Raw genomic sequence first — 21,507 nt, forward strand, 5'->3', positions numbered from 1 at the left:
CTCAGTTCCTCCTGCTGATGTTTTCAAGCTGCGCCAGATCTTCATCGCTGCGAACCGCGGGGCGGAAATCGGGATGGTCGGCGCTGATGATCCGTTCGACGGTATGCAGGCGGGCTTCGAGACGGCGCGCCGTGTCATACATTTCGTCGAGCAGCTGTTCATCCTCTCCGGTCAATGTCTTGGCCTGCTTCCACTTGGTTATGTAGTGGAGGATCAGCCAGGGCAGACCGAGGAAGAGCGTGCCGATGACGATCGGGACAATGATCACTTCTTCCATCGGTCCGGCTCCTTAGTTCTTGCCCTGCGCGGCTTTCAGCGCGGCGAGTTCGTCGGCAACCTTGTCGGCCGCCTGCAGCTCGGCGATTTCTTCGTCGAGCGACTTTTTGTAGCCGAGGCCCAGCGCGTCGGCACGGCCTTCGGCTTCGTCGACGCGGCGTTCGAGCGTTTCGAAGCGCGAGAAGGCGTCCTGGACGCGGTCGCCATTGGTCATTTCGCGCAGGCGATAGCGGTTTTCGGCGCTTTCGAGGCGATTGACGACGCTCGACTGACGCGCGCGCGCTTCGCTGAGCTTCTTCTGCAACTTGGTGATGTCGGCTTCATAGCCCTTGAGCGCATCGTCGAGCACGGCGATTTCGGCCTTCAGCTTTTCGGCCATGTCGCCGGCCTTCTGCTTTTCGACCAGCGCGGCGGTGGCCAGGTCTTCGCGATCTTTCGACAGCGCCAGTTCGGCCTTTTCCTTCCAGCTGTCCTGAAGGCTTTCCAGCTTCGCGATGTGGCGACGCATTTCCTTCTGGTCGGCGATGGTGCGGGCGGCCGAGGCGCGGACTTCGACGAGGGTTTCGTTCATCTCGAAGATGATCTGGCGGATCATCTTTTCGGGATCTTCGGCCCGGTCAAGCAGATCGGTGACGTTGGCGGCGATGATGTCGCGGGTTCGTGAAAAAATACCCATGGTCTATGCTCCTGTCGAAATTCGTCGAAAATGGCTGGTGCCGGGGCGGGGCAAGGGGGGAGAGTGCCCCGGCACCAGTTTTCGGTCAGGCCACGAGGCTGACCGCCGGGGTTGCAGCAGCGACGTCGTAAACGACCTGCGGATGGTCGATCACCCCGACAAGGATGGCCAGCGCACCGACCGCGCTGAGCGCGAAAGTGGCAGTCTGGGCAAACAGCGTCTTCATGATCGTTCCTTCCTGTTTTTCGCTGCACCGGAGCTTTCTGCGCCGGTTCGCAAATATCGATGCATGAGGCGTGCCAATTGCCGAAAGCGGCGGAAAGGCGCCCAAATTCACACGGAATCACCCCGTCCGAACAAAATGACTTGCCAATCAGCGGGAAATTTTGCCAATGATTGGGAATGGAGCGCGAAACGCAGTTCATCGGCCAGTCGGTCGCCTTTCAGGATGCGGTCGAACGCGCGAGCCAGGCGGCGACGCTTGACCGTCCGGTGCTGGTGATCGGCGAGCGCGGCACCGGCAAGGAACTGATCGCCGAACGCCTGCACCGCCTGTCGGCGCGCTGGGACCGGCCCTATGTGATCATGAATTGCGCCGCGATGCCCGAGACGCTGATCGAAAGCGAATTGTTCGGGCATGAGGCGGGGGCCTTTACCGGCGCGACGAAGACGCGCGCGGGGCGCTTCGAGGAGGCCGACGGCGGCACCTTGTTCCTCGACGAGCTCGCGACAATGTCGATGGGCGCGCAGGAGCGGCTGCTCCGCGCGGTCGAATATGGCGAGGTGACGCGCGTCGGTTCGTCGCGGCCGATCCGCGTCGACGTCCGCATCGTCGCCGCGACCAACGAGCATCTGCCCGCGCTGGTCGATGAAAACCGCTTTCGCGCCGACCTGCTCGACCGGCTGTCTTTCGAGGTCATCACCCTGCCCCCGTTGCGCGCGCGCGAAGGCGATATCGAGGTGCTCGCCACCTATTTCGGACAGCGCATGGCCGCGGTGCTCGGCTGGGACGAATGGCCGGGCTTCGGCCCGCGCGCGCTCGCGGCGATGGAGGGCCACGACTGGCCGGGCAATGTCCGCGAACTCCGCAACGTCATCGAGCGCGCCATCTATCGCTGGGCCGACCCGACGCGTCCGGTCGACACGCTGAGCTTCGACCCCTTCGCCAGCCCGTGGCAGCCCGCAGTGCGCAACACGCAGGCGAAAGCCGACGCGGCGCCCCCTGCCCCCTCCGCGCCCGGTGACGATAGCGCAATGGCAACCCCGGCCCCGCCCACCGGCGGCGCCGTCAGCGATCTGCGCGCGGCGGTCGATGCCTATGAACGGCAAATCCTGTCGGACACGATGGCGCGCTGCCGGTTCAACCAGAAGGTCGCCGCCGAAGCGCTGGGTCTGAGCTATGACCAGATCCGCCACGCGCTGAAAAAGCACGGGCTCAACAACTGAGCTATTGCCCAGGCAGCCGCCGCTCGAGCGCGGCCAGGACATCGTCCTGCGCCGCCAGCATCGCCGCGAGCTTGTCGCGCAGCGCATAGATTTCGGGCAGGCCGTCGACCGATTCGGCGATGCTGCGTTCAAGATAGAGGCGGTCGATGTCCGCTAGCGCGTCGGTCAACGGCGCGCGCGCCGCCTGAAGGCGCGAGATCGCCTGTTGCGCCACGACCCAGCTTTCGCTGGAAATCGCCGCGCCGCCCGCTGCGGTGACGGCCGCCTCGGTCGGCGCCCGTTCGCGCGCGAAGGCCTGCTGCGCGCCCGCCGCGTCCGATTCCCACCGCGCCAGCCGCCCGGTCAGATCGGTCGGCAGCGGCCCCGGCGGCGGCACGACGACAGACGGCGGCGCGACGTCGAAACGTCCCTCGACCGGACGTTTCGCCAGCGAAGGATAGTCGCCGCCCTGTGCAGCGGCGCAGGCCGACAGCGGGATTGCGGCCATCAGCGGCAGGATTGCAAGGATTGGCTTCATCGCCGCCCCTGATATGGGCGCAGACGCATCGCAGCAAGCCGAATCGGAGGAGCGGCGCCGCGCGCCCCGAACCGCCCCTTTCGCGATGAAAAGCGCGGAAATATGCGGTTGACAGCATCGCCGTTCGCCGCTAGTGGCGCTGACTTTCCCGCATGCCGGAAAAATCGGTCGCTTCGGCGGCTGACCGGGAGCGCGGGTGTTTTAGTTTCTGATTGGATGGAAGACCATGTTCGCAATCGTGCGCACGGGCGGCAAGCAGTATCGCGTCGCCGCTGGAGACAAGATCGCCGTCGAGAAGATCGAAGGCGCGGCCGGTGACACCGTGTCGCTGGGTGACGTTCTGCTGGCCGGTGACGGCGGCGATGTGAAGGATGCGAAGGGTCTGACCGTTTCGGCCGAGATCATCGCCCAGACCCGCGGCGAAAAGGTCATCGTCTTCAAGAAGCGCCGCCGGCACAATTATCGCCGCCGCAACGGCCATCGTCAGTCGCTGACGCTGCTGCGCATCACCGCGATCGGCGAAGCCAAGAAGGCCGCTCCCAAGAAGGAAGCGGCGCCGAAGGCCGAAGAAGCCGCCGCTGCGCCCGCGCCCGAAAAGAAGGCTGCTGCGCCGAAGAAGGCCGCTGCGCCCAAGGCCGAAGCTGCCGCCGAAAAGAAGCCCGCTGCCAAGAAGGCGGCCCCCAAGAAGGACGCCTGAGCGCGATCACGCGGCTCGGCTGAAGAACGAAACAAGGAGTTTAGGTCATGGCACATAAGAAAGCAGGCGGTTCGTCGCGCAACGGTCGCGACTCGCAGGCCAAGCGCCTTGGCGTGAAGAAGTTCGGCGGTCAGGAAGTGATCGGCGGCAACATCATCGTGCGCCAGCGCGGCACCAAGGTGTACCCGGGCGTCAACGTCGGCATCGGCAAGGACCACACGCTGTTCGCGACCGCGGACGGCCGCGTCCGATTCCACGATGGCAAGCTTGGCCGCAAATATGTGTCGGTCGACGCCATGGCGGAAGCCGCCGAATAAGGACGATCTTCCAGGGTCGTCCACCAAGGGACGACCCGGAACGGTCCTTTCCGCCCAGGCGGGAACAAAGTTCGAAAAGAGGGAGACGGGTCGCCCCCGGTCTCCCTTTTTTCTTGCCCGGGATCCGGACCAACCCGGTCCCTTTGAATTTCCGGCGCGAAAACAGGGCCATCCATCTCCCTCGCATATCGACTGTCGTCAAAGCGTCACCATCTGGCGCCACGGCGACAGGCAAATGGGAGTGACGAAAATGTTTGCGCGTACCGAAAGACTGTTGCTGCGGCCCGGCTGGCTCGAAGATGCCCCCGCACTCGCCCGTGCAATCGGCGAGGAAGCGGTGGTGCGCAACCTGGCGCGGGCGCCCTGGCCCTATGGCATGGACGAGGCGCAGGACTTCCTCGGCCGTCCGGTCGATCCGGCGCAGCCGAGCTTCCTGATTTTCGCGCGCACCGGCGGCGCCCCGCGCCTCGTCGGCGGCTGCGGCATCGCGCCGAGCCCCGAAGGTCCGCTCGAAATGGGCTATTGGATCGCCCGCCCCTATTGGGGCCTTGGCTTTGCGACCGAAGCGGGTCGCCAGCTCGTCCGGATCGCGCGCGCGATGCAATTGCCGAAGCTGACCGCGGGGCATTTCCTCGACAACCCGGCCTCGGGCGCGGTGCTTCGCAAGCTGGGCTTCCGTCCCACGGGGCAGATCGCGCAGCGCTACAGCGTCGCGCGCGGCCGCGACGTTGCGTGTGCGCTGTTCGAAGAGGGCGAGGGTGACGGCAGCGATGTCGTCACCCCGATGCGCGGCCGTATCGACAGCGACGCCGATTTTCGCGAACAGTTCCGGCTGATCGCTGCCTGACGCCGCGCGGCGCGGCACCTATGCCGCCGCCCCGCCGTCCGCGAAGGGCAGGATCGCGCGATAGGCCTCTACCCCCGGCGCGCCGGCGATCGTCGCGCCTTGGGTAAGCAGCCAGTAATGGCGCACGATCTCTGCCTGCTGTTCGAGCCCGTAGCGTGCAAGCGGCCAGCCCGGCTTGACGCTGTAACCATAGCTCGCGAAGGGATGGCGCATCAGCACCAGATACCAGCGCCCGCGCGTCTGCGCCTGCCACACATGCGTCATTTCGTGGACGAACAGGCCCTTCAGCGACCGCGACGCGGCGGCGAAATCGTCGCAGTATAAATCGCCGTGCGGGTGGAAATGCAGCGACCCCATCGGCGCCATCACGACGCGGCGCGGCTGGAAGAATATCCATTTGCGATGGCATATGCGCACCCGGTCATAGGCGATCGCATCGCCGAAGACCGACCGGGCCAGCGCAATTTCGCCCGCCGTCAGGGGCCGCGACGGCCTTGCCACGAGTGCTTACTTCTTCGCCGCGTCCGTGTTGGCCGCGCCATGGTCCATCGAGCCATGCTCCATCCCGGCCATCGCACCCGTCGGCGCGTCGCCGCTGCCGTCGGCGCTCGCGCCCGGCGCCGGCTTGATCGGCAGGTCGAAGAGGATGCGGTCATTGTTATAATTGGTGAAGACGAACTGCATCGGCAGCTTGCCGGCGCGCACCGCGGCGCCGTTGATGTGCCAGATCATCAGATGCTTGCCGCCGGGCTTGAATTCCAGCTCGCCCTTCGCGGGGACGGTCGCCGTGGTCAGCGGCTTCATCGTCACCACGCCATTTTCCTTGACGCTTTCGTGCATTTCGACGCGCTGCGCGAGGTCGGCGGTCACCGCGACCAGTTCGACATCCTGCGGACCGCCCTTGATCGTGAAGTAGCCCGCGGCGGGGCTGTCGGGGGTCGCGCCCATCTGAATATAGCCGGCGACCACCGCGAGCTGCGGGTCGCTGCCGATTTTACCGTTGCAGCCGGTGAGGGCGAGGGCGCTGGCTGCAAGGGCGGCGATGGCGAAAGGCTTCATGATGCGGGACTCCCGAAATGCGTCGATTTTCGATCCACAGTAAGCGGTCAAAACCCTTGTGCCAAGGATTAGCGCACCTATATCGCGCCCATCAAACCCGCAAGGGAACCCATGTGCGGCGCGCCTCTTTAGGGCGCCGGAAAATGATAAGGACGTTGAGACTATGGCCAAAGTGATCGGGATCGACCTCGGCACCACGAACAGCTGTGTCGCGGTGATGGAAGGCGGCAAGCCCAAGGTTATCGAAAATGTGGAAGGCACGCGGACGACCCCGTCGATCGTCGCCTTCGCCAAGGATGGCGAGCGCCTGATCGGCCAGCCGGCAAAGCGCCAGGCCGTCACCAATCCCGAAAACACCATTTTTGCGGTGAAGCGCCTGATCGGCCGCCGCTTTGACGACCCCATGACCAAGAAGGACATGGAACTCGTCCCCTACACCATCGTCAAGGGCGCCAACGGCGACGCGTGGGTCAAGGCGGGCGGCGAAGATTATTCGCCGTCGCAGATCAGCGCTTTCATCCTTCAGAAGATGAAGGAAACCGCCGAAGCCTATCTGGGCGAAAAGGTCGAGCAGGCGGTGATCACCGTTCCGGCTTACTTCAACGACGCGCAGCGCCAGGCGACCAAGGACGCCGGCAAGATCGCCGGCCTTGAAGTGCTGCGCATCATCAACGAGCCGACCGCGGCCGCGCTCGCCTATGGTCTCGACAAGAGCGAGAACAAGACCATTGCGGTCTATGACCTTGGCGGCGGCACCTTCGACATCTCGGTGCTCGAAGTGGGCGACGGCGTGTTCGAGGTGAAGTCGACCAACGGCGACACCTTCCTGGGCGGCGAGGATTTCGACAGCAAGATCGTCGAATATCTGGCCGACGGCTTCAAGAAGGACGAAGGCATCGACCTGCGCGGCGACAAGCTGGCGCTTCAGCGGCTGAAGGAAGCCGCCGAAAAGGCGAAGATCGAACTGTCATCGGCCGCGACGACCGAGGTCAACCTGCCCTTCATCACCGCCGACGCCAACGGGCCGAAGCACCTCGTCAAGACGATCACCCGCTCCGATCTGGAAAAGCTGGTCGAAGAGCTGATCAAGCGGACCCTCGAACCGTGCAAGAAGGCGATCAAGGACGCAGGCGTTTCGGCTAGCCAGATCGACGAAGTCGTGCTGGTCGGCGGCATGACCCGCATGCCGCGCGTGCGCGAAGTCGTGAAGGATTTCTTCGGCAAGGAACCGCACACCGGCGTCAACCCCGATGAAGTCGTCGCGATCGGCGCGGCGATCCAGGCGGGCGTGCTGCAGGGCGACGTCAAGGACGTGCTGCTGCTCGACGTGACCCCGCTGAGCCTCGGCATCGAGACGCTGGGCGGCGTGTTCACGCGCATGATCGACCGCAACACGACGATCCCGACTAAAAAGAGCCAGGTCTATTCGACCGCCGACGACAATCAGTCGGCGGTGACGATCCGCGTGTTCCAAGGCGAGCGCGAAATGGCCGCCGACAACAAGATGCTCGGCCAGTTCGATCTGGTCGGCATCCCGCCGGCGCCGCGCGGCGTGCCGCAGATCGAGGTGACCTTCGACATCGACGCCAACGGTATCGTCAACGTCAGCGCGAAGGACAAGGGCACCGGCAAGGAACAGCAGATCAAGATCCAGGCTTCGGGCGGACTTTCGGATGCTGACATCGACCAGATGGTCAAGGACGCCGAACAGTTCGCCGAAGAGGACAAGAAGCGCCGTGAGGCAGCCGAGGCGAAGAACAACGCCGAAAGTCTGATCCACACGACCGAGCGCCAGATCGCCGAGCATGGCGACAAGATCGACGCCGGGCTGAAGTCGGAAATCGAAGCGGCGATCGCCGAAGCCAAGACGGCCGTCGAAGGCGGGGACAGCGCTGCGATGACCGAAAAGGCGCAGGCGCTGGCGCAGGTCGCGATGAAGCTGGGCCAGGCGATCTACGAAAAGGAACAGCAGGCCGCGGCATCGCCCGCCGCCGATGCTGACGAGAAGAAGGCCGACGACGATGTCGTCGATGCCGAATTCTCCGAAGTCGAAGACGACAAGAAGTAAGCATGAAACTCTCCCCGTCGCGCTTCCCGGCGCGGCGGGGCAGAGGGGGCCGATAGACTATGTCGCTCGACATCGATTATTACGAACTGCTCGAATGCGAGCGCGGCGCCGACGACGCGACGCTGAAAGCCAGCTACCGCAAGCTCGCCATGAAATACCACCCCGACAAGAATCCGGGGTGCGGCGACAGCGAAGCGCGGTTCAAGGCAATCAACGAAGCCTATGATTGCCTCAAAGACCCGCAAAAGCGGGCAGCCTACGACCGCTTCGGCAAGGCGGCGTTCCAGAATGGCGGCGGCCCGGGCGGCGGCTTCGGTGGCGGCGCCGAATTCGGCGATATCGGCGACATTTTCGAATCGATCTTCGGGTCGGCTTTCGGCGGCGGTCGGCAGCAGCAGCGCGGCCCCGCGCGCGGCGCCGACCTGCGCTACGACATGGAAATCCGGCTCGAAGACGCTTTTGCCGGCTGCAGCCGCGAGATTCAGGTCGATGTCGCTGCGCGCTGCGACGTCTGCGACGGGTCGGGCGCGAAGCCCGGCACCGCGACGCACCGCTGCACCACCTGCAACGGCCACGGCAAGGTCCGCGCGCAGCAGGGCTTTTTCATGGTCGAGCGCACCTGCCCGCACTGCCAGGGATCGGGCGAGGTCATCACCGACCCGTGCGGCACCTGTCACGGCGAAGGCCGTGTCGACCGGCGCAAGACGCTGACCGTCGAAATCCCGCCCGGCGTCGATGAAGGCACGCGCATCCGCCTGCAGGGCGAAGGCGAAAGCGGCGCGCGCGGCGCAGCGGCTGGTGACCTCTACATCTTCCTCCACATGGCGCGGCACAAGCTGTTCGAACGCGAAGGCACGACGTTGTTCACGCGCGCGCCGATCAGCTTCACCACCGCCGCGCTCGGCGGCTGCATCACCATCCCCGGCCTCGACGGGCGCAAGCATGACATCAGCATTCCCGCGGGCATCCAGTCGGGCAAGCAGCTTCGTCAGCGCGGCGCCGGGATGCCCGTGCTCAACGGTCGCGGCCACGGGGACCTGGTGGTTCAGATCGACGTCGAAACCCCGACGCGGCTGAATGCCAAGCAGAAGGAATTGCTGCAGGCGTTCCGCGAAACCGAGACCGGCGAAGAATGCCCGGCAAGCCAGGGCTTTTTCGGACGGCTCAAGGAAATGTGGGACGATCTGACGGATTAGGCTTCCATACTTCTCACCTCGTCATTGCGAGGAGCGCCGCGACGAAGCAATCTCCAGCCATCGTCCTACCACCTCGATAGCTGCGGATTGCTTCGCTTCGCTCGCAATGACGGGTGAGTTACCCAATCTGGCCCCGCAATTCGGCAATCAGCGCCGCGACCTTGGGTAAGCGCGGTTCCTCTTCATCGAGGATCGCGTAGAAAGCCCGGCGTTTGAGCGCCGCCAGTTCGTCGGTGCGCAGCGCACCCTCGCCGCCGACGCTCGACGCGACGATGTCGATCAGCCGGTCGGCACCGTGGAGCCGCCCCCACAGATAGTCATTCTCGCGATAGGCGCGGCTGAAGAAGGCGCCGAAGCTGTTGAACTCGATCCCCTTGAGCATCGACGCCGCGCCGCCGGTGCGGATCGCGGTCGCGTCCGACGGCGAGATGCGGTCGATCTTGATGGGATCGAATTCGTCGAACCCCTCGCCCTGCAACAGCGGCAGGGTGGCAATGTCGTAAAAAGGATAGCCGAGATAGGCGAGCAGCATCGTGCGCCGGTCGTCCTTGGGCAGGCTGCCGAGCGCGGCGGCGATCAATATATCGGCATCGGCATCGACGCTGACCAGATCGCGCCGTTCGGCGATCGCGTCGATCCACTGCGCCGCGCTGGCGTCGGCGGGCACGTCGAGCCGCTCGAGCCACTGGTCGCCCTCGCGTTCGAGATAGAGGCCGAGCGCGGTGTAGATCGCGCCGCGCATCGTCTCGCACGCCGGATCGGGCGCATCGCGCTTTGCCTCGACCGCGGCGTCGAGTTCGCGCGCGAGGAAGCGCAGACGCCGGATGCGAAAGCCAAGGTCGTGGGTGCGGAAAAAGGCAATCGCGTCGGTGCTCGCGCCCGAACCGCGCTTGCCCGAAATGCGGTCGAGCCCGCGGCTGCGGATTTCGTCCCACACGGCGTCGCGCCGGTTGCGCTGATGGATGTCGCCCTCGGGCGGTGCCAGCCGGTCGATCAGCGCGACCAGCTCCTCGACCACCGCCGAGAGCTTGAGGTGGCCATAGGGCGCATAGGCGAAGCCGGCGCGCGCCGCCGCCTCGGCCTGCGCCTTTGCGCGCCAGCGGTCGAGCCGCGCCGGGGTCGGGGTGTTGAGGAAGAAGGTCGTGCCGAACAGCGCCGCCACCTGCTCCTCGACCTCGACCTTCATCGCATCGACGACGCGCTGCATGCGGCGGATGCGCCGCGACATATTCTCGATCGCCTCGACGCTGTCGCGGATCGGCTGTTCGCGCGGAATTTCGGACAGCGCGCCGAGGATGGTCGAAAAAAAGCCCGGCGGGCGGCGCGCTTCGCCCTCGCCTGCCTCGCCAGGCTTGCCGAAGCTGATCGAGCGATAATCGGGCTTGGGATCGATATAGACGAAGCGCCGGTCGATCTCGCGCCGCGCCGGCCGCTGCTTGAGCGCCGCGATCGCCGGACGGAACGGCGCGTTTGCGAGCACCGACCCGTCGATGAGCACCCGGTCGGAGGGGTCGGCCTCGCTCCCCGTCGGAAGCTGGACGCGGACGAAATCGGCGCGCGCCGGCCAGGCGATGCCGCGCTTTTCGAGCACGCTGTCGAGTTCGCGCAGCGTGAAGGGCGGAAAGGCGCCGGGAAAGCTGGCGGTCGCGCGCGCCGCGGCAGCGAGGCCGGGGACGTCGTCGAGCCGCTTGCCCGCGCGGCCGTCCTGCCGGAAATGCATGATCAGCCGGTGTTCCTGCTCGGTCACGCGCGGCGGACTGTTGAGCGCGAGCGGCATGCTGTGCCCCGCATAGTCGGTCACCGAGACGAACAGGTCGACCGGCTGACCCGCCGGCAGCAGCGGCCGCCCCTGCGGCCCCGACGCCATCGCATCGAAGGCATCGAGCAGCAGGCCGGAGAAAATCTGTCCGCCGAAGGGCGGTTCGAACCAGCGCGCGCGCACGAAGCGCGACAGCTTGGCGCGCACCTCGTCCTGCGCGCCCTCGCCCACCGTGCGGTCGATGACATTGCCGCGCCGCTTCATCGCCCAGCCGGCGATCGGCACCGCCCAGAATTTGGTTGCCGCCGACAACGGCCGCGCATCCGGGTCGATCAGCCGGTCGACATCGGCATCGTCGAGCCATAATTCGGTGAGCGGGTCGAGCGACTGGCCGGTCGCCATCGCCCGCGCGAGGAAAATGCCGTTGATGCCGCCCGCGCTGGCGCCCGCGATGATGTCGGCCAGGACGCGCAGCTTGATCCCGCTGCGCGCCGCGAGCGCGACCAGCAATTCGCCATAGGCATCGACCGCCGCCGGTTCCGCCTCGTCATGAAAGGTGCGCGACGCCGCCGCGAGCCGCCACACTTCCTTGGTGATGCCGTGCATGTAGACGGCAAGGCTGATGCCGCCGTAGCAGATCAGGGCAAAGCGTAATTCCTTCTCGCGCATCGGCGACCTGATAGCGCGCTTCCGCACGCCGCGTCACCCCTTGCCGGTCGGTTCCCGAAAAGCCGGGCGGCGCATTAGGACAATATCAAAGTTTCCGATTTATTCACCGTGTCGAATGGGGGTTTGGCCATCAAATGTGGCCGATTTCCCAGTCTGTAGAGTCGAAGCAGGAAGAAGCGATGAGTGCATTCGGACGCCGTCCCGGAACCGCAGGCCGCCCCGCCTTTGGCGTGGCCAAGCCGATGCAGGCTGGCCCCGGCATGGCCGGCGGCGCGCAATTTCCTGCGATCGACACGCCGGCCGCCGAGGCACCCCCGCCGCCGTCGAACCTGAGCCCCGAAATGGAGGCGATGGAGCGGCTGAACCAGCGGTCGACCGCCGAGGCGATGGAGCCCGAAAAGGCGCAGGGCTTCGAAGCCAGCGTCCACAAAATCAAGGAACAGGTGCTGCCGCGCCTGCTCGAACGCGTCGATCCCGAGGCCGCGGCGACGCTGTCGAAGGACGAGCTGACCGAGGAATTCCGCCCGATCATCCTCGAAGTGCTCGCCGAGCTGCGCATCACGCTCAACCGCCGCGAGCAATTCGCGCTCGAAAAGGTGCTCGTCGACGAATTGCTCGGCTTCGGCCCGCTCGAAGAGCTGCTCTCCGACCCCGACATCAGCGACATCATGGTCAACGGCCCGTATCAGACCTATGTCGAGCGCAAGGGCCAGCTCGTCATCGCGCCGATCCAGTTCCGCGACGAACAGCATCTTTTCCAGATCGCCCAGCGCATCTGTAACCAGGTCGGCCGCCGCGTCGACCAGACAACGCCGCTCGCCGACGCCCGTCTGAAGGACGGCAGCCGCGTCAACGTGATCGTGCCGCCGCTCTCGCTTCGCGGCACCGCGATCTCGATTCGTAAATTCTCGGCCAAGCCGATCACGCTCGACATGCTCTGTCAGTGGGGCGCCATGAGCCAGAAGATGTGCACCGCGCTGAAGATCGCAGGCGCGAGCCGGTTCAACATCGTCATCTCGGGCGGTACGGGTTCGGGTAAGACGACGATGCTCAACGCCCTGTCGAAGATGATCGACCCCGGCGAGCGCGTGCTGACCATCGAGGATGCCGCCGAATTGCGGCTGCAGCAGCCGCACTGGCTGCCGCTCGAAACGCGCCCGGCGAACCTCGAGGGCAATGGCGCCATTCACATGGGCGATCTCGTCAAGAACGCGCTGCGTATGCGTCCCGACCGCATTATCATGGGCGAGGTCCGCGGCGCGGAGTGTTTCGACCTCCTCGCCGCGATGAACACCGGTCACGACGGGTCGATGTGTACGCTGCACTCGAACAGCCCGCGCGAATGCCTTGGCCGTATGGAAAATATGGTGCTGATGGGCGACATCAAGATTCCGAAGGAAGCGATCTCGAAACAGATCGCCGACTCGGTCGACCTGATCGTCCAGATCAAGCGTCTGCGCGATGGCTCGCGCCGCGTCACCAACGTGACCGAGGTAATCGGCATGGAAGGCGACGTCATCGTCACCCAGGAATTGTTCAAGTTCGAATATTTGGACGAGGACAAGGACGGAAAGATCATCGGCGAATATCGCTCGATGGGCCTGCGTCCCTATACGCTGGAAAAGGCGCGCCAGTACGGCTTCGATCAGCCGTACCTCGAGGCCTGCCTGTAAGATCCGCCTGCGGGGGGGGAGGTGACGCTTAGGGCTTGAGCGCCAGCGCCGCCGCCACGATCGCGACCGCTACGCTCACCAGCGCGATGCCGCGCCACGGCATGAAACCGACGTTGTCGACGTCGCGGCGATTGCGGCGGCGCCACTCGGCGAGTTCGGCGACACCGAACAGGATCGCAGCAGTTGCGCTCACCGACAGCATCGACACTTGCATTGACGCTCAACCCTTCGCAAACAGGGGATCTTCCCCCCAGTGACGAGGTGCCGATATGCGTTCGCTTCCGATTATTGCAACCGCTCTTCTTGCCGCCACCGCTCCGGCGTTCGCGATGGCCGATCCGCACGCCGGACATGGCGATCATGGCGCACACGGTGCCGCGCCGGACGGCGCGATCGCCGCAGCGGTGGCGGCGCCGACCCGCACCCCCCCCAACGTCGCGCGCGACGCGGCGCGCCATCCCGCCGAAACGCTGGCCTTCTTCGGCGTGAAGCCGGGCGATACGGTCGTCGAGCTGTGGCCGGGCGGCGGCTGGTATACCGAGATTCTGGCGCCGCTGACCCAAAGCGGTGGAGGCACGCTCTATGCCGCGGCGCCGTGGGAGCGCGGGCTGAATACGGTCCGCAAATGGCAGGAGGCCAAGCCCGACGCCTATGGCGCGGTCAAGCTCGCCGAATTTCCTGCAACCGGTGCCGGACCCAAAGTGCCCGACGGCAGCGCCGACGTGGTGCTGACCTTTCGCAACGTCCACAACTGGCGCTTCGGCGGCATGGACAAGACCGCCGAAGCATTCCAGCAAATCTATGCGATGCTGAAGCCCGGCGGCGTACTCGGCGTCGTCGACCACCGCCTGCCCGAGGCGATGGATTCGGCACTCGAGGAAAAGAGCGGCTATATGAAGCGCTCGTCGGTCGTCGCCTTTGCCGAAGCCGCCGGCTTCACGCTGGCGGGCGAAAGCGAGGTCAACGCCAACCCCCGGGACACGCACGATTATGAAAAGGGCGTGTGGAGCCTGCCGCCGACGCTGACCAACAAGGATATCGACCGCGAAAAATATGTCGCGATCGGCGAATCGGACCGCATGACGCTGAAGTTCGTGAAGCCGGCAAGCTGAGCAAGCCGCTCGAAACGATCGACCCCGCGCTGCTGCTCAGCGCCTATGCGCAGGGGATATTCCCGATGGCCGACGGGGCGGACGACCCGTCGGTCCATTGGGTCGAACCGCGGCTGCGCGCGATCCTGCCGCTCGATGGCTTTCACCTGTCGCGCAGCCTGCGCAAGCTGCTGCTCGCCGACCGTTTCCGCGTCACCACCGACACCGCCTTTCCCGCGATGACGGCGCTGTGCGCCGAAGCCGCCGACGACCGGCCGACGACGTGGATCAACCCGGTGATCCGTGCGAGCTACGAACGATTGTTCCGCATGGGCCATGCCCATAGCGTCGAATGCTGGTACGACGGGGAGTTGGTCGGCGGCCTCTATGGCGTGTCGCTGGGGCGCGCCTTTTTCGGCGAGTCGATGGTCAGCCGGATGCGCGACGCCTCGAAAATCGCGCTCGCGCATCTCGTCGCGCGGCTCAGTGCCGGGGGCTTCGAGCTGCTCGATTGCCAGTTCATGACGCCGCACCTCGCCAGCCTGGGCGCGATCGAAATGCCCCAGGCCGCCTATCTCGCGCGGCTTTACTCGGTGCTGTCGGGGGCCGGCGATGCGGCCTTGGGCGCCGCCGCGGGAGCGGCCGGAGCCGGAGTACCCTCGCCGCCATTCCCGGCGGGCGACTGGTCGGCGCTCGATGCCTTGGGCGCCGATACTGCCTTGGGTGCGGAGCGCGCGACGGGTTCGCCGCCCGGATATGTCATCGCACAGCTTTTGACGAAGACATCATAGATCGGGTGCTGGATCACATTGCGCTCGGGGCGTTCCTTGAACACCCAGCCCGAAAAGACGCGATACCATTTATTGTCGCGCTGATCCTGCACCGACAATTGCACGAAGGCGCCGGTTTCGGGGGGATCTTCCCACGGCGCCGTCTGTTCGCAGGCGCGCAGGCGAACGATCGCGCGGCCGACACGCGCGGTATCGCCCGGCTTCATCGTCAGATCCTGCACCAGCCCGTTGCGCTTGTTGAGCAGGCCCACCACTGCAACGCGTTCGGCCATCGGGGTCGCGCCTTCGATCCCGCCGACTTCCTGCGGCACGGTTTCGGACTTGGCGATCTGCGGGATGTTGCTCGTCGTCTTGGTCTGGTTGCCGCGATCGCAGCCGGCCAGCGTCGTCGCCGCGAGCAGCGCGATCAGCGCGGAACGGAAAAGCGGCGTCGCCACGGCGCTCAGTCGGCGCCGGGCCGCCAGGCCTCGTAATCGCCAGTCGCGGCGGCGCGATGCCCGCCGCGTTCGAGCGCGCCGGCGGGGCGATAGGCACCCAGGCTGCCGGTCAGATTTGCAGTCGGCTCGGCGAGCCAGGGGCGTGGCGCGGGCAGCACGTCGGACGGCAGTTCGTCGAAGGTGCCATGCAGCCAGCCGTGCCATTCGGGCGGCACGCGGCTCGCGTCGTTCGATCCCTTGTAGAGCACCCAGCGGCGCTTGCCGTCGCGCGACCGGAAATAGCGGTTGCCAAGGCCGTCCTCGCCTACCTGCTCGCCATTTTTCCAGCTGCTCAGCAGCGTGCCGACGGTCGCGCCGTCCCACCAGGTGAAAATCTTGCCCAAGATGCTCATGGCGGTGGCGTTTACAGGCAAGCGTGCGGGCTTCGCAAGCGGTCTTTGGCGAAAAGCGGCGCCATTAGCGCCTGCCCCGCCCCTACTTTGCGTCCTGCCACGTCACCTTGGCGCTTTCATCGATCCCCAGCTTCGCCGCGGTACCGCCCGCCAGCTCGAGCACCGCCGCCACTTCGCCGCCGCTGACGACGGGATCGAGCGATTCGGGGATGGCGTTTTCGGCGATCCGGTCGATGCTGCCGTCGGCGCGCACGAAGATCATGTCGAGCGGGATCAGCGTGTCCTTCATCCAGAAATTGGCGATCTTCGGCTTGGCGAACGGAAACAGCATGCCGCCATCGGCGGGCAGCGACGTGCGGAACATCAGCCCCTTTTCCTGTTCGGCCTCGGTTCGCGCGACCTCGACGCGAAAGCGGTGGGTGGTGCCCGCCATCGCGATGATCAGCGGCACCGTCGCCTCGGCGCCGGCTTCGGCCTCGGCGCCCTTGTCGCAGCCCGCGACGGGTAGCGCGAGCGCCAGGATGAGGGCGGTCAGCATGGCTCGCATCGGCATCTCCTTGTCGACTTTCTGGTCGCCTTCTTGTCGTCGGTCTCGGGGTACCGGACGTTCAGCGCCGCTGCCTAATCGAGCGCCGCCTCGGCGTCCAGCGCGGCCAGCGCCGCCGCGTCCCCCGGCGGGACAGCGAGGATGCGCCGCGCGAGCGCCGGCGAATGGCCGGCGCGCGCGAAGGCGGCCATCTGGCGCTCGCGCTGCGCGGGATCGTCGAGCGGCTGGCGCGCGAACGGACCGAAGCGGCGGCGACGCGCAAATCCGAGGGCTGAAGCCATCGCCGCGCCCTCGGCGGCGTCGATCGCCTCGCCCGCATCCGCTTCGTCGATGCCGTCGACGAAAAGCTGCGCGCGCACGCGCCGCGCGCCCAGCCCGCGCCGCGTCATCGCGGCGCCGCGCATCGCGGCGTATTGCCGGTCATCAAGGTAGCGCAGCCGCTCCATACGGTCGGCGATCGCGTCGCAAGCGGCACGCGGATCGGCCGCATCGGTCCATTCGGCCTCGCGCTGCTTGCGCCCCAGATAGCGCAGCAATTTCGCCCGGCTGGTGGCGAATCGCGCCACATAGGCGAGCGCCAATTCGTCGAGTCGCGATGCGTCGAGCGGCTTTTTGCTTCGGTCGGACGGAGTGCGGCGGTTGGCCATATGCCATGTTTATGCCACAGTCGGGTCCGATTGAGAACGATCAGAGCCCCTATGCCCGGCGGAAAGCCCGGAAAAATGGGCGATTATGTTCAAACAGTCAGGGATCGCGCACGCTCATCATGGCACCGGAAGATGACATGCTTGTTGCCGCATCCCCCGTTTCCCGGGATTCGACACCCCTTATGACCGAAAATTCCGCTCCTGCGGTGGAGGCGCTTGTCCCCACCCCGACCGAATGCGCCCAGCCGCGCCGCTTTTCGAACTTCGCCACCGTCGGCGAAGCGCTCGACTATGCCGCCGCGGGTACGCGCGGGCTCAATTTTCACGATCCGCGCGGGCGCCTGATCCGCCCCTATCCCTATAGCGAGCTCAAGGCCGATGCGCTCGAGGCTGCCTATCGCCTCGTGGCGGCGGGGGTACAGCCCGGCGACCGCATCGCGCTGGTCGCCGAAACCGGCGCCGAATTTGCCGCGCTGTTCTTCGGCACCATCTATGCCGGCGCCTGGCCGGTGCCGCTGCCGCTGCCGACCAGCTTCGGCGGGCGCGATTCCTATGTCGGACAGCTTGTCGTCCAGCTCACGAGCTGCGACCCCAAGATGCTGTTCTTCCCGCCGGAAATCGCCGCCATGGCGACCGAAGCCGCCGAACAGCGCGGCGTCCAGCCGATGGACTGGAGCGAATTTGCGGCGCGCCCGGCCCCCGTCGCGGACCTGCCGGAACAGAAGCCCGACGAAACCTGCTATCTGCAATATAGCAGTGGCTCGACGCGCTTCCCGCACGGGGTCGCCGTCACCCATGCGGCACTGCTCAACAATCTCGCGGCGCACGCGCACGGAATGGAATTGCAGGACAGCGACCGCTGCATTTCGTGGCTGCCCTGGTATCACGACATGGGGCTCGTCGGCTGCTTCCTGTCGCCGGTCGCGAACCAGGTCTCGGTCGACTATCTGAAGACCGAGGATTTCGCCCGCCGTCCGCTCGCCTGGCTCGATCTCATCAGCCGGAACAGCGGCACGACGCTCAGCTATTCGCCGACCTTCGGCTACGACATCTGCGCGCGCCGTATTTCCAGTCAGACGCATGTCGCCGACCGCTTCGACCTGTCGCGTTGGCGCGTCGCCGGCAACGGCGCCGACATGATCCGCCCCGACGTGATGCAAAGCTTCGTCGACGCCTTCGCCGACGCGGGTTTCAAGGCGAGCGCTTTTCTGCCGAGCTACGGCCTCGCCGAAGCGACGCTGGCGGTCAGCATCATGCCGCCGGGCGAGGGGATCGTCGTCGAACTGGTCGAGGAAACCGAATTGTCGGGGGCCAGCGGCGACGCCGGACGTCCGACCCGCTACCGCGCGATCGTCAATTGCGGCCGCGCGGTGCGCGACATGACGATCGAGGTTCGCGACGAGGACGGCAATATCCTTCCCGACCAGACCGTCGGCAAGGTGTGGTGCACCGGCCCGTCGCTGATGACCGGCTATTATCGCGATCCCGAATCGACCGCCGCCTGCATGAAGGACGGCTGGCTCGATACCGGCGATATGGGTTATCTGTCAGATGGTTACATCTATATCGTCGGCCGCGCCAAGGACATGATCATCATCAACGGCAAGAATCACTGGCCGCAGGATATCGAATGGGCGGTCGAACAATTGCCGGGCTTCAAGTCGGGCGACATCGCCGCCTTCGCGATCACCACGCCGGGCGGTGAAGAGACGCCGGCGGTGCTCGTCCAATGCCGCACCAGCGACGAAAAGGAACGCGCGGCGCTGCACGAAACGATCCGCGACCGGGTCCGCGCGATCACCGGCATGAACTGCCTCGTCGAGCTGATCCCGCCGCGCACGCTGCCGCGAACCAGCTCGGGCAAGCTCAGCCGCTCGAAGGCGCGCGCGCAATATCTGGCGGGCGAGATCCAGCCCTTCCGGATCGCCGCCTGAGCCGAACGGTGCGCAGCGCCAATTCTGTTCCGCTTCGGTACAGAAAATGCGACGAAGCGAAGCGCGCGGTTACTTTCGGGTAACCCGCTTTCGCTATGCAAGCGGCGTGAAAAGCCTGTTTAGCGACCAGATTTCGGACGATGATCTTCCGCTGCGCACCCTGTTGGGCCTGACCCGGCAGGACGAAGCGGTCGGCGACCTGCGCCAGCTCCAGATCGCGCCGCTGCGCGGCCGGGGCGCACTGCGCCTCCTTCTCAACGGGGGTATGGCGCTGGTCGCGGGGTTCACCATGATGATGGAAACGGCGTGGCCGGTCGTCGTCGGGTGGCTTCTCGTCACGCTCGCCTTTTCGATATGGTCGTTCCGCACCTTCGACAGGTTGCCGCTCGACGATCCCAAATTCGCGACCGCGGCAGAGTTTCGCCTTTGTCATCGCCATGCGCTGTATTCGGCGCTGCTCTGGGGCGGCGCCTTCTGGTTGCAGGGTCTGACGCCCACGCTCGACCACGTCCTTTCGCTGTGGACGATCGCGCTGCTGCTGATGCTCGCGCTGACGATGGTCGCGCACAGCATGCCGCTGACCTGCATTCTCTATATCGCGCCCGTCACGCTTTCGGCCTCGCTCGCGACCGCGGCGGCAGGCGCGCCGCAGCTGACCGGCGTGACGATGGTTGCGGGGCTGCTCCTCGCCACCTTCTGCCTTCGCTTTGCGCAGACGCACATCCGTATCCGCCGGGCCGAAACGGTGCTGCACGAAAAGTCCGAGACGGTCAGCCTGCTGCTGCGCGAGTTCGAGGACACCTCGGCCGACTGGCTGTGGCAGACCGACAATTCGCGCCGGCTGGTCCATGTATCGCCGCGCCTTGCCTATGCGCTCGGCGGCAGCGCCGAGGCACTCGAAGGCATTCCGCTGCTTCGGGCGCTGTCGGGCGACGCATGGGAAAGCGCGACCTTTCCCAAGGCGCTGCACGACATGGCCGAACGGATGAAGCGACGCGAAAGCTTTTCAAACCTGATCGTCCCCGTGACGATCGCCGGCAAGCGCCGCTGGTGGGAATTGTCGGCATCGCCGCGCCTCGACGAGAGCGGCAAGTTCCTCGGCTTCCGCGGCGTCGGATCAGACGTCACCGAACAACATGCCACCGCCGAACAGATTGCCAAGATGGCGCGCTTCGACAATCTGACAGGCCTGCCCAACCGGCTGAGCCTGCACGAAGACCTGGCGCGCGCACTGACCCACGCGCTCGAGGCGAAATCACGCTGTGCAATGATGATGATCGACCTCGATCGCTTCAAGGCGGTGAACGATACGCTCGGCCATCCGGTCGGCGACAAATTGCTCGCGCAGGTCGCCGCGCGGCTCAAGAGCATGATGGAACAGGGCATGACCTGCGGCCGCCTGGGCGGCGACGAATTCGCGGTCGTGCTTCACAATATCGTCTCGTCCAAGGAGATCGAGGATCTGGCGCGGCGGATCATCGCGACGATCAGCCGGCCCTATGTGGTCGACAATCACCAGCTCTTCGTCGGCGCCAGCGTCGGCTATGCGATCGGGCCGCAGGACGGCAATACGGTCGAAACGCTGACCCGCAACGCCGACCTTGCACTCTACAAGTCGAAGGACAAGGGCGGCAATGTCGTCGCCGCCTATGTCGCCTCGCTTCACGCCCAGGCCGAGGAACGGCGCGTGATGGAGCAGGAATTGCGCGGCGCGCTCGATCGCAAGGAGTTCGAACTCTACTACCAGCCCGTCGTCACCGCCGAGGACGGCACGCTCAACGGCTTTGAGGCCCTGATCCGCTGGACCAACCAGAAACTCGGCAGCGTATCGCCCGGCCGCTTCATTCCGCTGGCCGAGGACAGCCGCCTGATCGGCCCGATCGGCGAATGGGTGCTGCGCACCGCCTGCGCCGAAGCGATGCGCTGGCCGTTGAATCTGAAGATCGCGATCAACGTGTCGGCCGAACAGCTCACCGATCCCAATTTCGCCTCGGTTGTCGTCTCCGCGCTCGCGCAGAGCGGCCTGCCTCCACAGCGGCTCGAGATCGAAGTGACCGAAAGCGTCTTTTTGCGCGACGGCGGCGGCGCAGCGCAGCTGCTCGACCAACTCATCGGCCTCGGCGTCCGGCTGTCGCTCGACGATTTCGGCACCGGCTATTCATCGCTCGGCTATCTGCGCAAGACGCAATTCTCGACCATCAAGGTCGACCGCAGCTTCGTCGTCGGCGCCGCAAAGGGCAGCATCGAATCGATCGCGATCATCCGCGCCGTCGTCGCGCTCGCCGACAGCCTCGGCATGTCTACGACCGCAGAAGGCGCCGAAACCGAAGTCGAGGTCGACACGCTACGCACGCTCGGGTGCAGCAATATCCAAGGCTATTATTATGGCCGTCCGATGCCGGCAACTGACGTGCTGACGCTGTTCCGGCCGCCCGAATCGATCGCGACCGCGGCGGCCTGAGCGCCCT

The 21,507-nt window shown here is 65.8% G+C and carries 22 protein-coding genes and 1 pseudogene; 11 read left to right on the forward strand and 12 right to left on the reverse strand.

Annotation, left to right across the window (positions count from 1 at the left end; translation table 11 throughout):
• Window position 1: 1 nt before the first annotated feature.
• The 3 genes from pspB to MU856_RS12705 all read right to left on the reverse strand — a co-directional run bounded on the left by pspB (window position 2) and on the right by MU856_RS12705 (window position 1,178).
• On the reverse strand, window positions 2-277 hold the full coding sequence (gene pspB / locus MU856_RS12695; protein ID WP_003040657.1) for an envelope stress response membrane protein PspB: 276 nt from the start codon (window positions 275-277) through the stop codon (window positions 2-4).
• Between the two features lie 12 nt (window positions 278-289).
• Window positions 290-952: a phage shock protein PspA gene (pspA, locus tag MU856_RS12700; protein WP_003040658.1), complete on the reverse strand. Its 663-nt coding sequence runs from the start codon at window positions 950-952 to the stop codon at window positions 290-292.
• Between the two features lie 85 nt (window positions 953-1,037).
• Complete coding sequence (locus MU856_RS12705) at window positions 1,038-1,178, reverse strand: hypothetical protein (protein WP_156000919.1); 141 nt, start codon at window positions 1,176-1,178, stop codon at window positions 1,038-1,040.
• Window positions 1,179-1,354: 176 nt separating this feature from the next.
• Here MU856_RS12705 and pspF point away from each other — a divergent pair, with 176 nt between their 5' ends.
• The gene (gene pspF, locus MU856_RS12710) at window positions 1,355-2,398 is read left to right on the forward strand and encodes a phage shock protein operon transcriptional activator (protein WP_062900701.1); all 1,044 of its coding nucleotides are present in this window, start codon (window positions 1,355-1,357) and stop codon (window positions 2,396-2,398) included.
• Between the two features lies 1 nt (window position 2,399).
• Here pspF and MU856_RS12715 read toward each other — a convergent pair whose 3' ends face one another.
• On the reverse strand, window positions 2,400-2,915 hold the full coding sequence (locus tag MU856_RS12715) for a hypothetical protein (RefSeq protein ID WP_062900702.1): 516 nt from the start codon (window positions 2,913-2,915) through the stop codon (window positions 2,400-2,402).
• A 226-nt stretch (window positions 2,916-3,141) separates the two neighbouring features.
• On the opposite strand from MU856_RS12715, the gene rplU reads away from it, so the two are divergent.
• The 3 genes from rplU (at window position 3,142) to MU856_RS12730 (ending at window position 4,776) form a co-directional block, all read left to right on the forward strand.
• Complete coding sequence (gene rplU / locus MU856_RS12720; RefSeq protein WP_062900703.1) at window positions 3,142-3,612, forward strand: 50S ribosomal protein L21; 471 nt, start codon at window positions 3,142-3,144, stop codon at window positions 3,610-3,612.
• Between the two features lie 47 nt (window positions 3,613-3,659).
• Complete coding sequence (rpmA, locus tag MU856_RS12725) at window positions 3,660-3,929, forward strand: 50S ribosomal protein L27 (RefSeq protein ID WP_003040665.1); 270 nt, start codon at window positions 3,660-3,662, stop codon at window positions 3,927-3,929.
• A gap of 250 nt (window positions 3,930-4,179) precedes the next feature.
• A complete protein-coding gene (locus tag MU856_RS12730) occupies window positions 4,180-4,776 on the forward strand; it encodes a GNAT family N-acetyltransferase (protein ID WP_003040668.1) in 597 nt (198 codons plus the stop codon).
• A gap of 18 nt (window positions 4,777-4,794) precedes the next feature.
• Here the strand turns inward: MU856_RS12730 and MU856_RS12735 are convergent, their stop codons facing one another.
• Window positions 4,795-5,277, reverse strand: a complete 483-nt coding sequence (locus MU856_RS12735; RefSeq protein ID WP_062900704.1) for a hypothetical protein — start codon at window positions 5,275-5,277, stop codon at window positions 4,795-4,797.
• 6 nt (window positions 5,278-5,283) lie between these two features.
• Entirely contained in the window at window positions 5,284-5,835 is a 552-nt protein-coding gene (locus MU856_RS12740) for a copper chaperone PCu(A)C (protein ID WP_062900705.1), read from the reverse strand.
• A gap of 163 nt (window positions 5,836-5,998) precedes the next feature.
• Between MU856_RS12740 and dnaK the strand changes: the two genes are divergently transcribed.
• Window positions 5,999-7,903, forward strand: coding sequence for a molecular chaperone DnaK (gene dnaK, locus MU856_RS12745; RefSeq protein ID WP_062900706.1), 1,905 nt, complete (start codon window positions 5,999-6,001; stop codon window positions 7,901-7,903).
• A gap of 59 nt (window positions 7,904-7,962) precedes the next feature.
• The gene (gene dnaJ, locus MU856_RS12750) at window positions 7,963-9,099 is read left to right on the forward strand and encodes a molecular chaperone DnaJ (RefSeq protein WP_062900707.1); all 1,137 of its coding nucleotides are present in this window, start codon (window positions 7,963-7,965) and stop codon (window positions 9,097-9,099) included.
• A gap of 118 nt (window positions 9,100-9,217) precedes the next feature.
• Here dnaJ and MU856_RS12755 read toward each other — a convergent pair whose 3' ends face one another.
• Window positions 9,218-11,527 carry a patatin-like protein gene (locus MU856_RS12755; RefSeq protein WP_062900708.1) on the reverse strand — a complete coding sequence of 770 codons (2,310 nt, stop codon included), beginning with the start codon at window positions 11,525-11,527 and terminating at the stop codon, window positions 9,218-9,220.
• A gap of 179 nt (window positions 11,528-11,706) precedes the next feature.
• Here MU856_RS12755 and MU856_RS12760 point away from each other — a divergent pair, with 179 nt between their 5' ends.
• Entirely contained in the window at window positions 11,707-13,200 is a 1,494-nt protein-coding gene (locus tag MU856_RS12760) for a CpaF family protein (protein WP_003040680.1), read from the forward strand.
• Between the two features lie 28 nt (window positions 13,201-13,228).
• Here MU856_RS12760 and MU856_RS12765 read toward each other — a convergent pair whose 3' ends face one another.
• The gene (locus MU856_RS12765) at window positions 13,229-13,414 is read right to left on the reverse strand and encodes a hypothetical protein (RefSeq protein ID WP_217372662.1); all 186 of its coding nucleotides are present in this window, start codon (window positions 13,412-13,414) and stop codon (window positions 13,229-13,231) included.
• Between the two features lie 55 nt (window positions 13,415-13,469).
• Between MU856_RS12765 and MU856_RS12770 the strand changes: the two genes are divergently transcribed.
• Window positions 13,470-14,312, forward strand: coding sequence for a class I SAM-dependent methyltransferase (locus tag MU856_RS12770; protein WP_263587699.1), 843 nt, complete (start codon window positions 13,470-13,472; stop codon window positions 14,310-14,312).
• Entirely contained in the window at window positions 14,309-15,082 is a 774-nt protein-coding gene (aat, locus tag MU856_RS12775) for a leucyl/phenylalanyl-tRNA--protein transferase (RefSeq protein ID WP_217373569.1), read from the forward strand. The genes MU856_RS12770 and aat overlap by 4 nt, the downstream gene beginning before the upstream one ends.
• Window positions 15,083-15,117: 35 nt before the next feature.
• On the opposite strand, the pseudogene MU856_RS12780 reads toward aat, so the two are convergent.
• The 4 genes and pseudogenes from MU856_RS12780 to MU856_RS12795 all read right to left on the reverse strand — a co-directional run.
• Window positions 15,118-15,354, reverse strand: a pseudogene (locus MU856_RS12780) (DUF2155 domain-containing protein); the annotation flags it as partial.
• A 170-nt stretch (window positions 15,355-15,524) separates the two neighbouring features.
• Window positions 15,525-15,911, reverse strand: coding sequence for an NADH:ubiquinone oxidoreductase subunit NDUFA12 (locus tag MU856_RS12785; RefSeq protein ID WP_003040693.1), 387 nt, complete (start codon window positions 15,909-15,911; stop codon window positions 15,525-15,527).
• A gap of 82 nt (window positions 15,912-15,993) precedes the next feature.
• Window positions 15,994-16,458 carry a DUF192 domain-containing protein gene (locus tag MU856_RS12790; RefSeq protein ID WP_062902980.1) on the reverse strand — a complete coding sequence of 155 codons (465 nt, stop codon included), beginning with the start codon at window positions 16,456-16,458 and terminating at the stop codon, window positions 15,994-15,996.
• Between the two features lie 74 nt (window positions 16,459-16,532).
• On the reverse strand, window positions 16,533-17,105 hold the full coding sequence (locus MU856_RS12795) for a RecX family transcriptional regulator (protein WP_186402568.1): 573 nt from the start codon (window positions 17,103-17,105) through the stop codon (window positions 16,533-16,535).
• A 182-nt stretch (window positions 17,106-17,287) separates the two neighbouring features.
• On the opposite strand from MU856_RS12795, the gene MU856_RS12800 reads away from it, so the two are divergent.
• Both MU856_RS12800 and MU856_RS12805 read left to right on the forward strand, forming a co-directional pair.
• On the forward strand, window positions 17,288-19,039 hold the full coding sequence (locus MU856_RS12800; RefSeq protein WP_263587700.1) for a fatty acyl-AMP ligase: 1,752 nt from the start codon (window positions 17,288-17,290) through the stop codon (window positions 19,037-19,039).
• 106 nt (window positions 19,040-19,145) lie between these two features.
• Entirely contained in the window at window positions 19,146-21,500 is a 2,355-nt protein-coding gene (locus tag MU856_RS12805) for a putative bifunctional diguanylate cyclase/phosphodiesterase (protein ID WP_263587701.1), read from the forward strand.
• Window positions 21,501-21,507: the final 7 nt, after the last annotated feature.

It is taken from the genome of Sphingopyxis sp. GC21 (assembly GCF_025727575.1).
GTDB classification, from domain to species: Bacteria; Pseudomonadota; Alphaproteobacteria; order Sphingomonadales; family Sphingomonadaceae; genus Sphingopyxis; species Sphingopyxis terrae_A.

What these genes read in the sequence shown, in the direction of transcription:
- pspB (WP_003040657.1), bottom strand. Translation starts at nt 277, where the DNA reads ATGGAAGAAGTGATCATTGTCCCGATCGTCATCGGCACGCTCTTCCTC.
- pspA (WP_003040658.1), bottom strand. Translation starts at nt 952, where the DNA reads ATGGGTATTTTTTCACGAACCCGCGACATCATCGCCGCCAACGTCACC.
- MU856_RS12705 (WP_156000919.1), bottom strand. Translation starts at nt 1,178, where the DNA reads ATGAAGACGCTGTTTGCCCAGACTGCCACTTTCGCGCTCAGCGCGGTC.
- pspF (WP_062900701.1), top strand. Translation starts at nt 1,355, where the DNA reads ATGGAGCGCGAAACGCAGTTCATCGGCCAGTCGGTCGCCTTTCAGGAT.
- MU856_RS12715 (WP_062900702.1), bottom strand. Translation starts at nt 2,915, where the DNA reads ATGAAGCCAATCCTTGCAATCCTGCCGCTGATGGCCGCAATCCCGCTG.
- rplU (WP_062900703.1), top strand. Translation starts at nt 3,142, where the DNA reads ATGTTCGCAATCGTGCGCACGGGCGGCAAGCAGTATCGCGTCGCCGCT.
- rpmA (WP_003040665.1), top strand. Translation starts at nt 3,660, where the DNA reads ATGGCACATAAGAAAGCAGGCGGTTCGTCGCGCAACGGTCGCGACTCG.
- MU856_RS12730 (WP_003040668.1), top strand. Translation starts at nt 4,180, where the DNA reads ATGTTTGCGCGTACCGAAAGACTGTTGCTGCGGCCCGGCTGGCTCGAA.
- MU856_RS12740 (WP_062900705.1), bottom strand. Translation starts at nt 5,835, where the DNA reads ATGAAGCCTTTCGCCATCGCCGCCCTTGCAGCCAGCGCCCTCGCCCTC.
- dnaK (WP_062900706.1), top strand. Translation starts at nt 5,999, where the DNA reads ATGGCCAAAGTGATCGGGATCGACCTCGGCACCACGAACAGCTGTGTC.
- dnaJ (WP_062900707.1), top strand. Translation starts at nt 7,963, where the DNA reads ATGTCGCTCGACATCGATTATTACGAACTGCTCGAATGCGAGCGCGGC.
- MU856_RS12755 (WP_062900708.1), bottom strand. Translation starts at nt 11,527, where the DNA reads ATGCGCGAGAAGGAATTACGCTTTGCCCTGATCTGCTACGGCGGCATC.
- MU856_RS12760 (WP_003040680.1), top strand. Translation starts at nt 11,707, where the DNA reads ATGAGTGCATTCGGACGCCGTCCCGGAACCGCAGGCCGCCCCGCCTTT.
- MU856_RS12765 (WP_217372662.1), bottom strand. Translation starts at nt 13,414, where the DNA reads ATGCAAGTGTCGATGCTGTCGGTGAGCGCAACTGCTGCGATCCTGTTC.
- MU856_RS12770 (WP_263587699.1), top strand. Translation starts at nt 13,470, where the DNA reads ATGCGTTCGCTTCCGATTATTGCAACCGCTCTTCTTGCCGCCACCGCT.
- MU856_RS12785 (WP_003040693.1), bottom strand. Translation starts at nt 15,911, where the DNA reads ATGAGCATCTTGGGCAAGATTTTCACCTGGTGGGACGGCGCGACCGTC.
- MU856_RS12790 (WP_062902980.1), bottom strand. Translation starts at nt 16,458, where the DNA reads ATGCGAGCCATGCTGACCGCCCTCATCCTGGCGCTCGCGCTACCCGTC.
- MU856_RS12795 (WP_186402568.1), bottom strand. Translation starts at nt 17,105, where the DNA reads ATGGCCAACCGCCGCACTCCGTCCGACCGAAGCAAAAAGCCGCTCGAC.
- MU856_RS12800 (WP_263587700.1), top strand. Translation starts at nt 17,288, where the DNA reads ATGACCGAAAATTCCGCTCCTGCGGTGGAGGCGCTTGTCCCCACCCCG.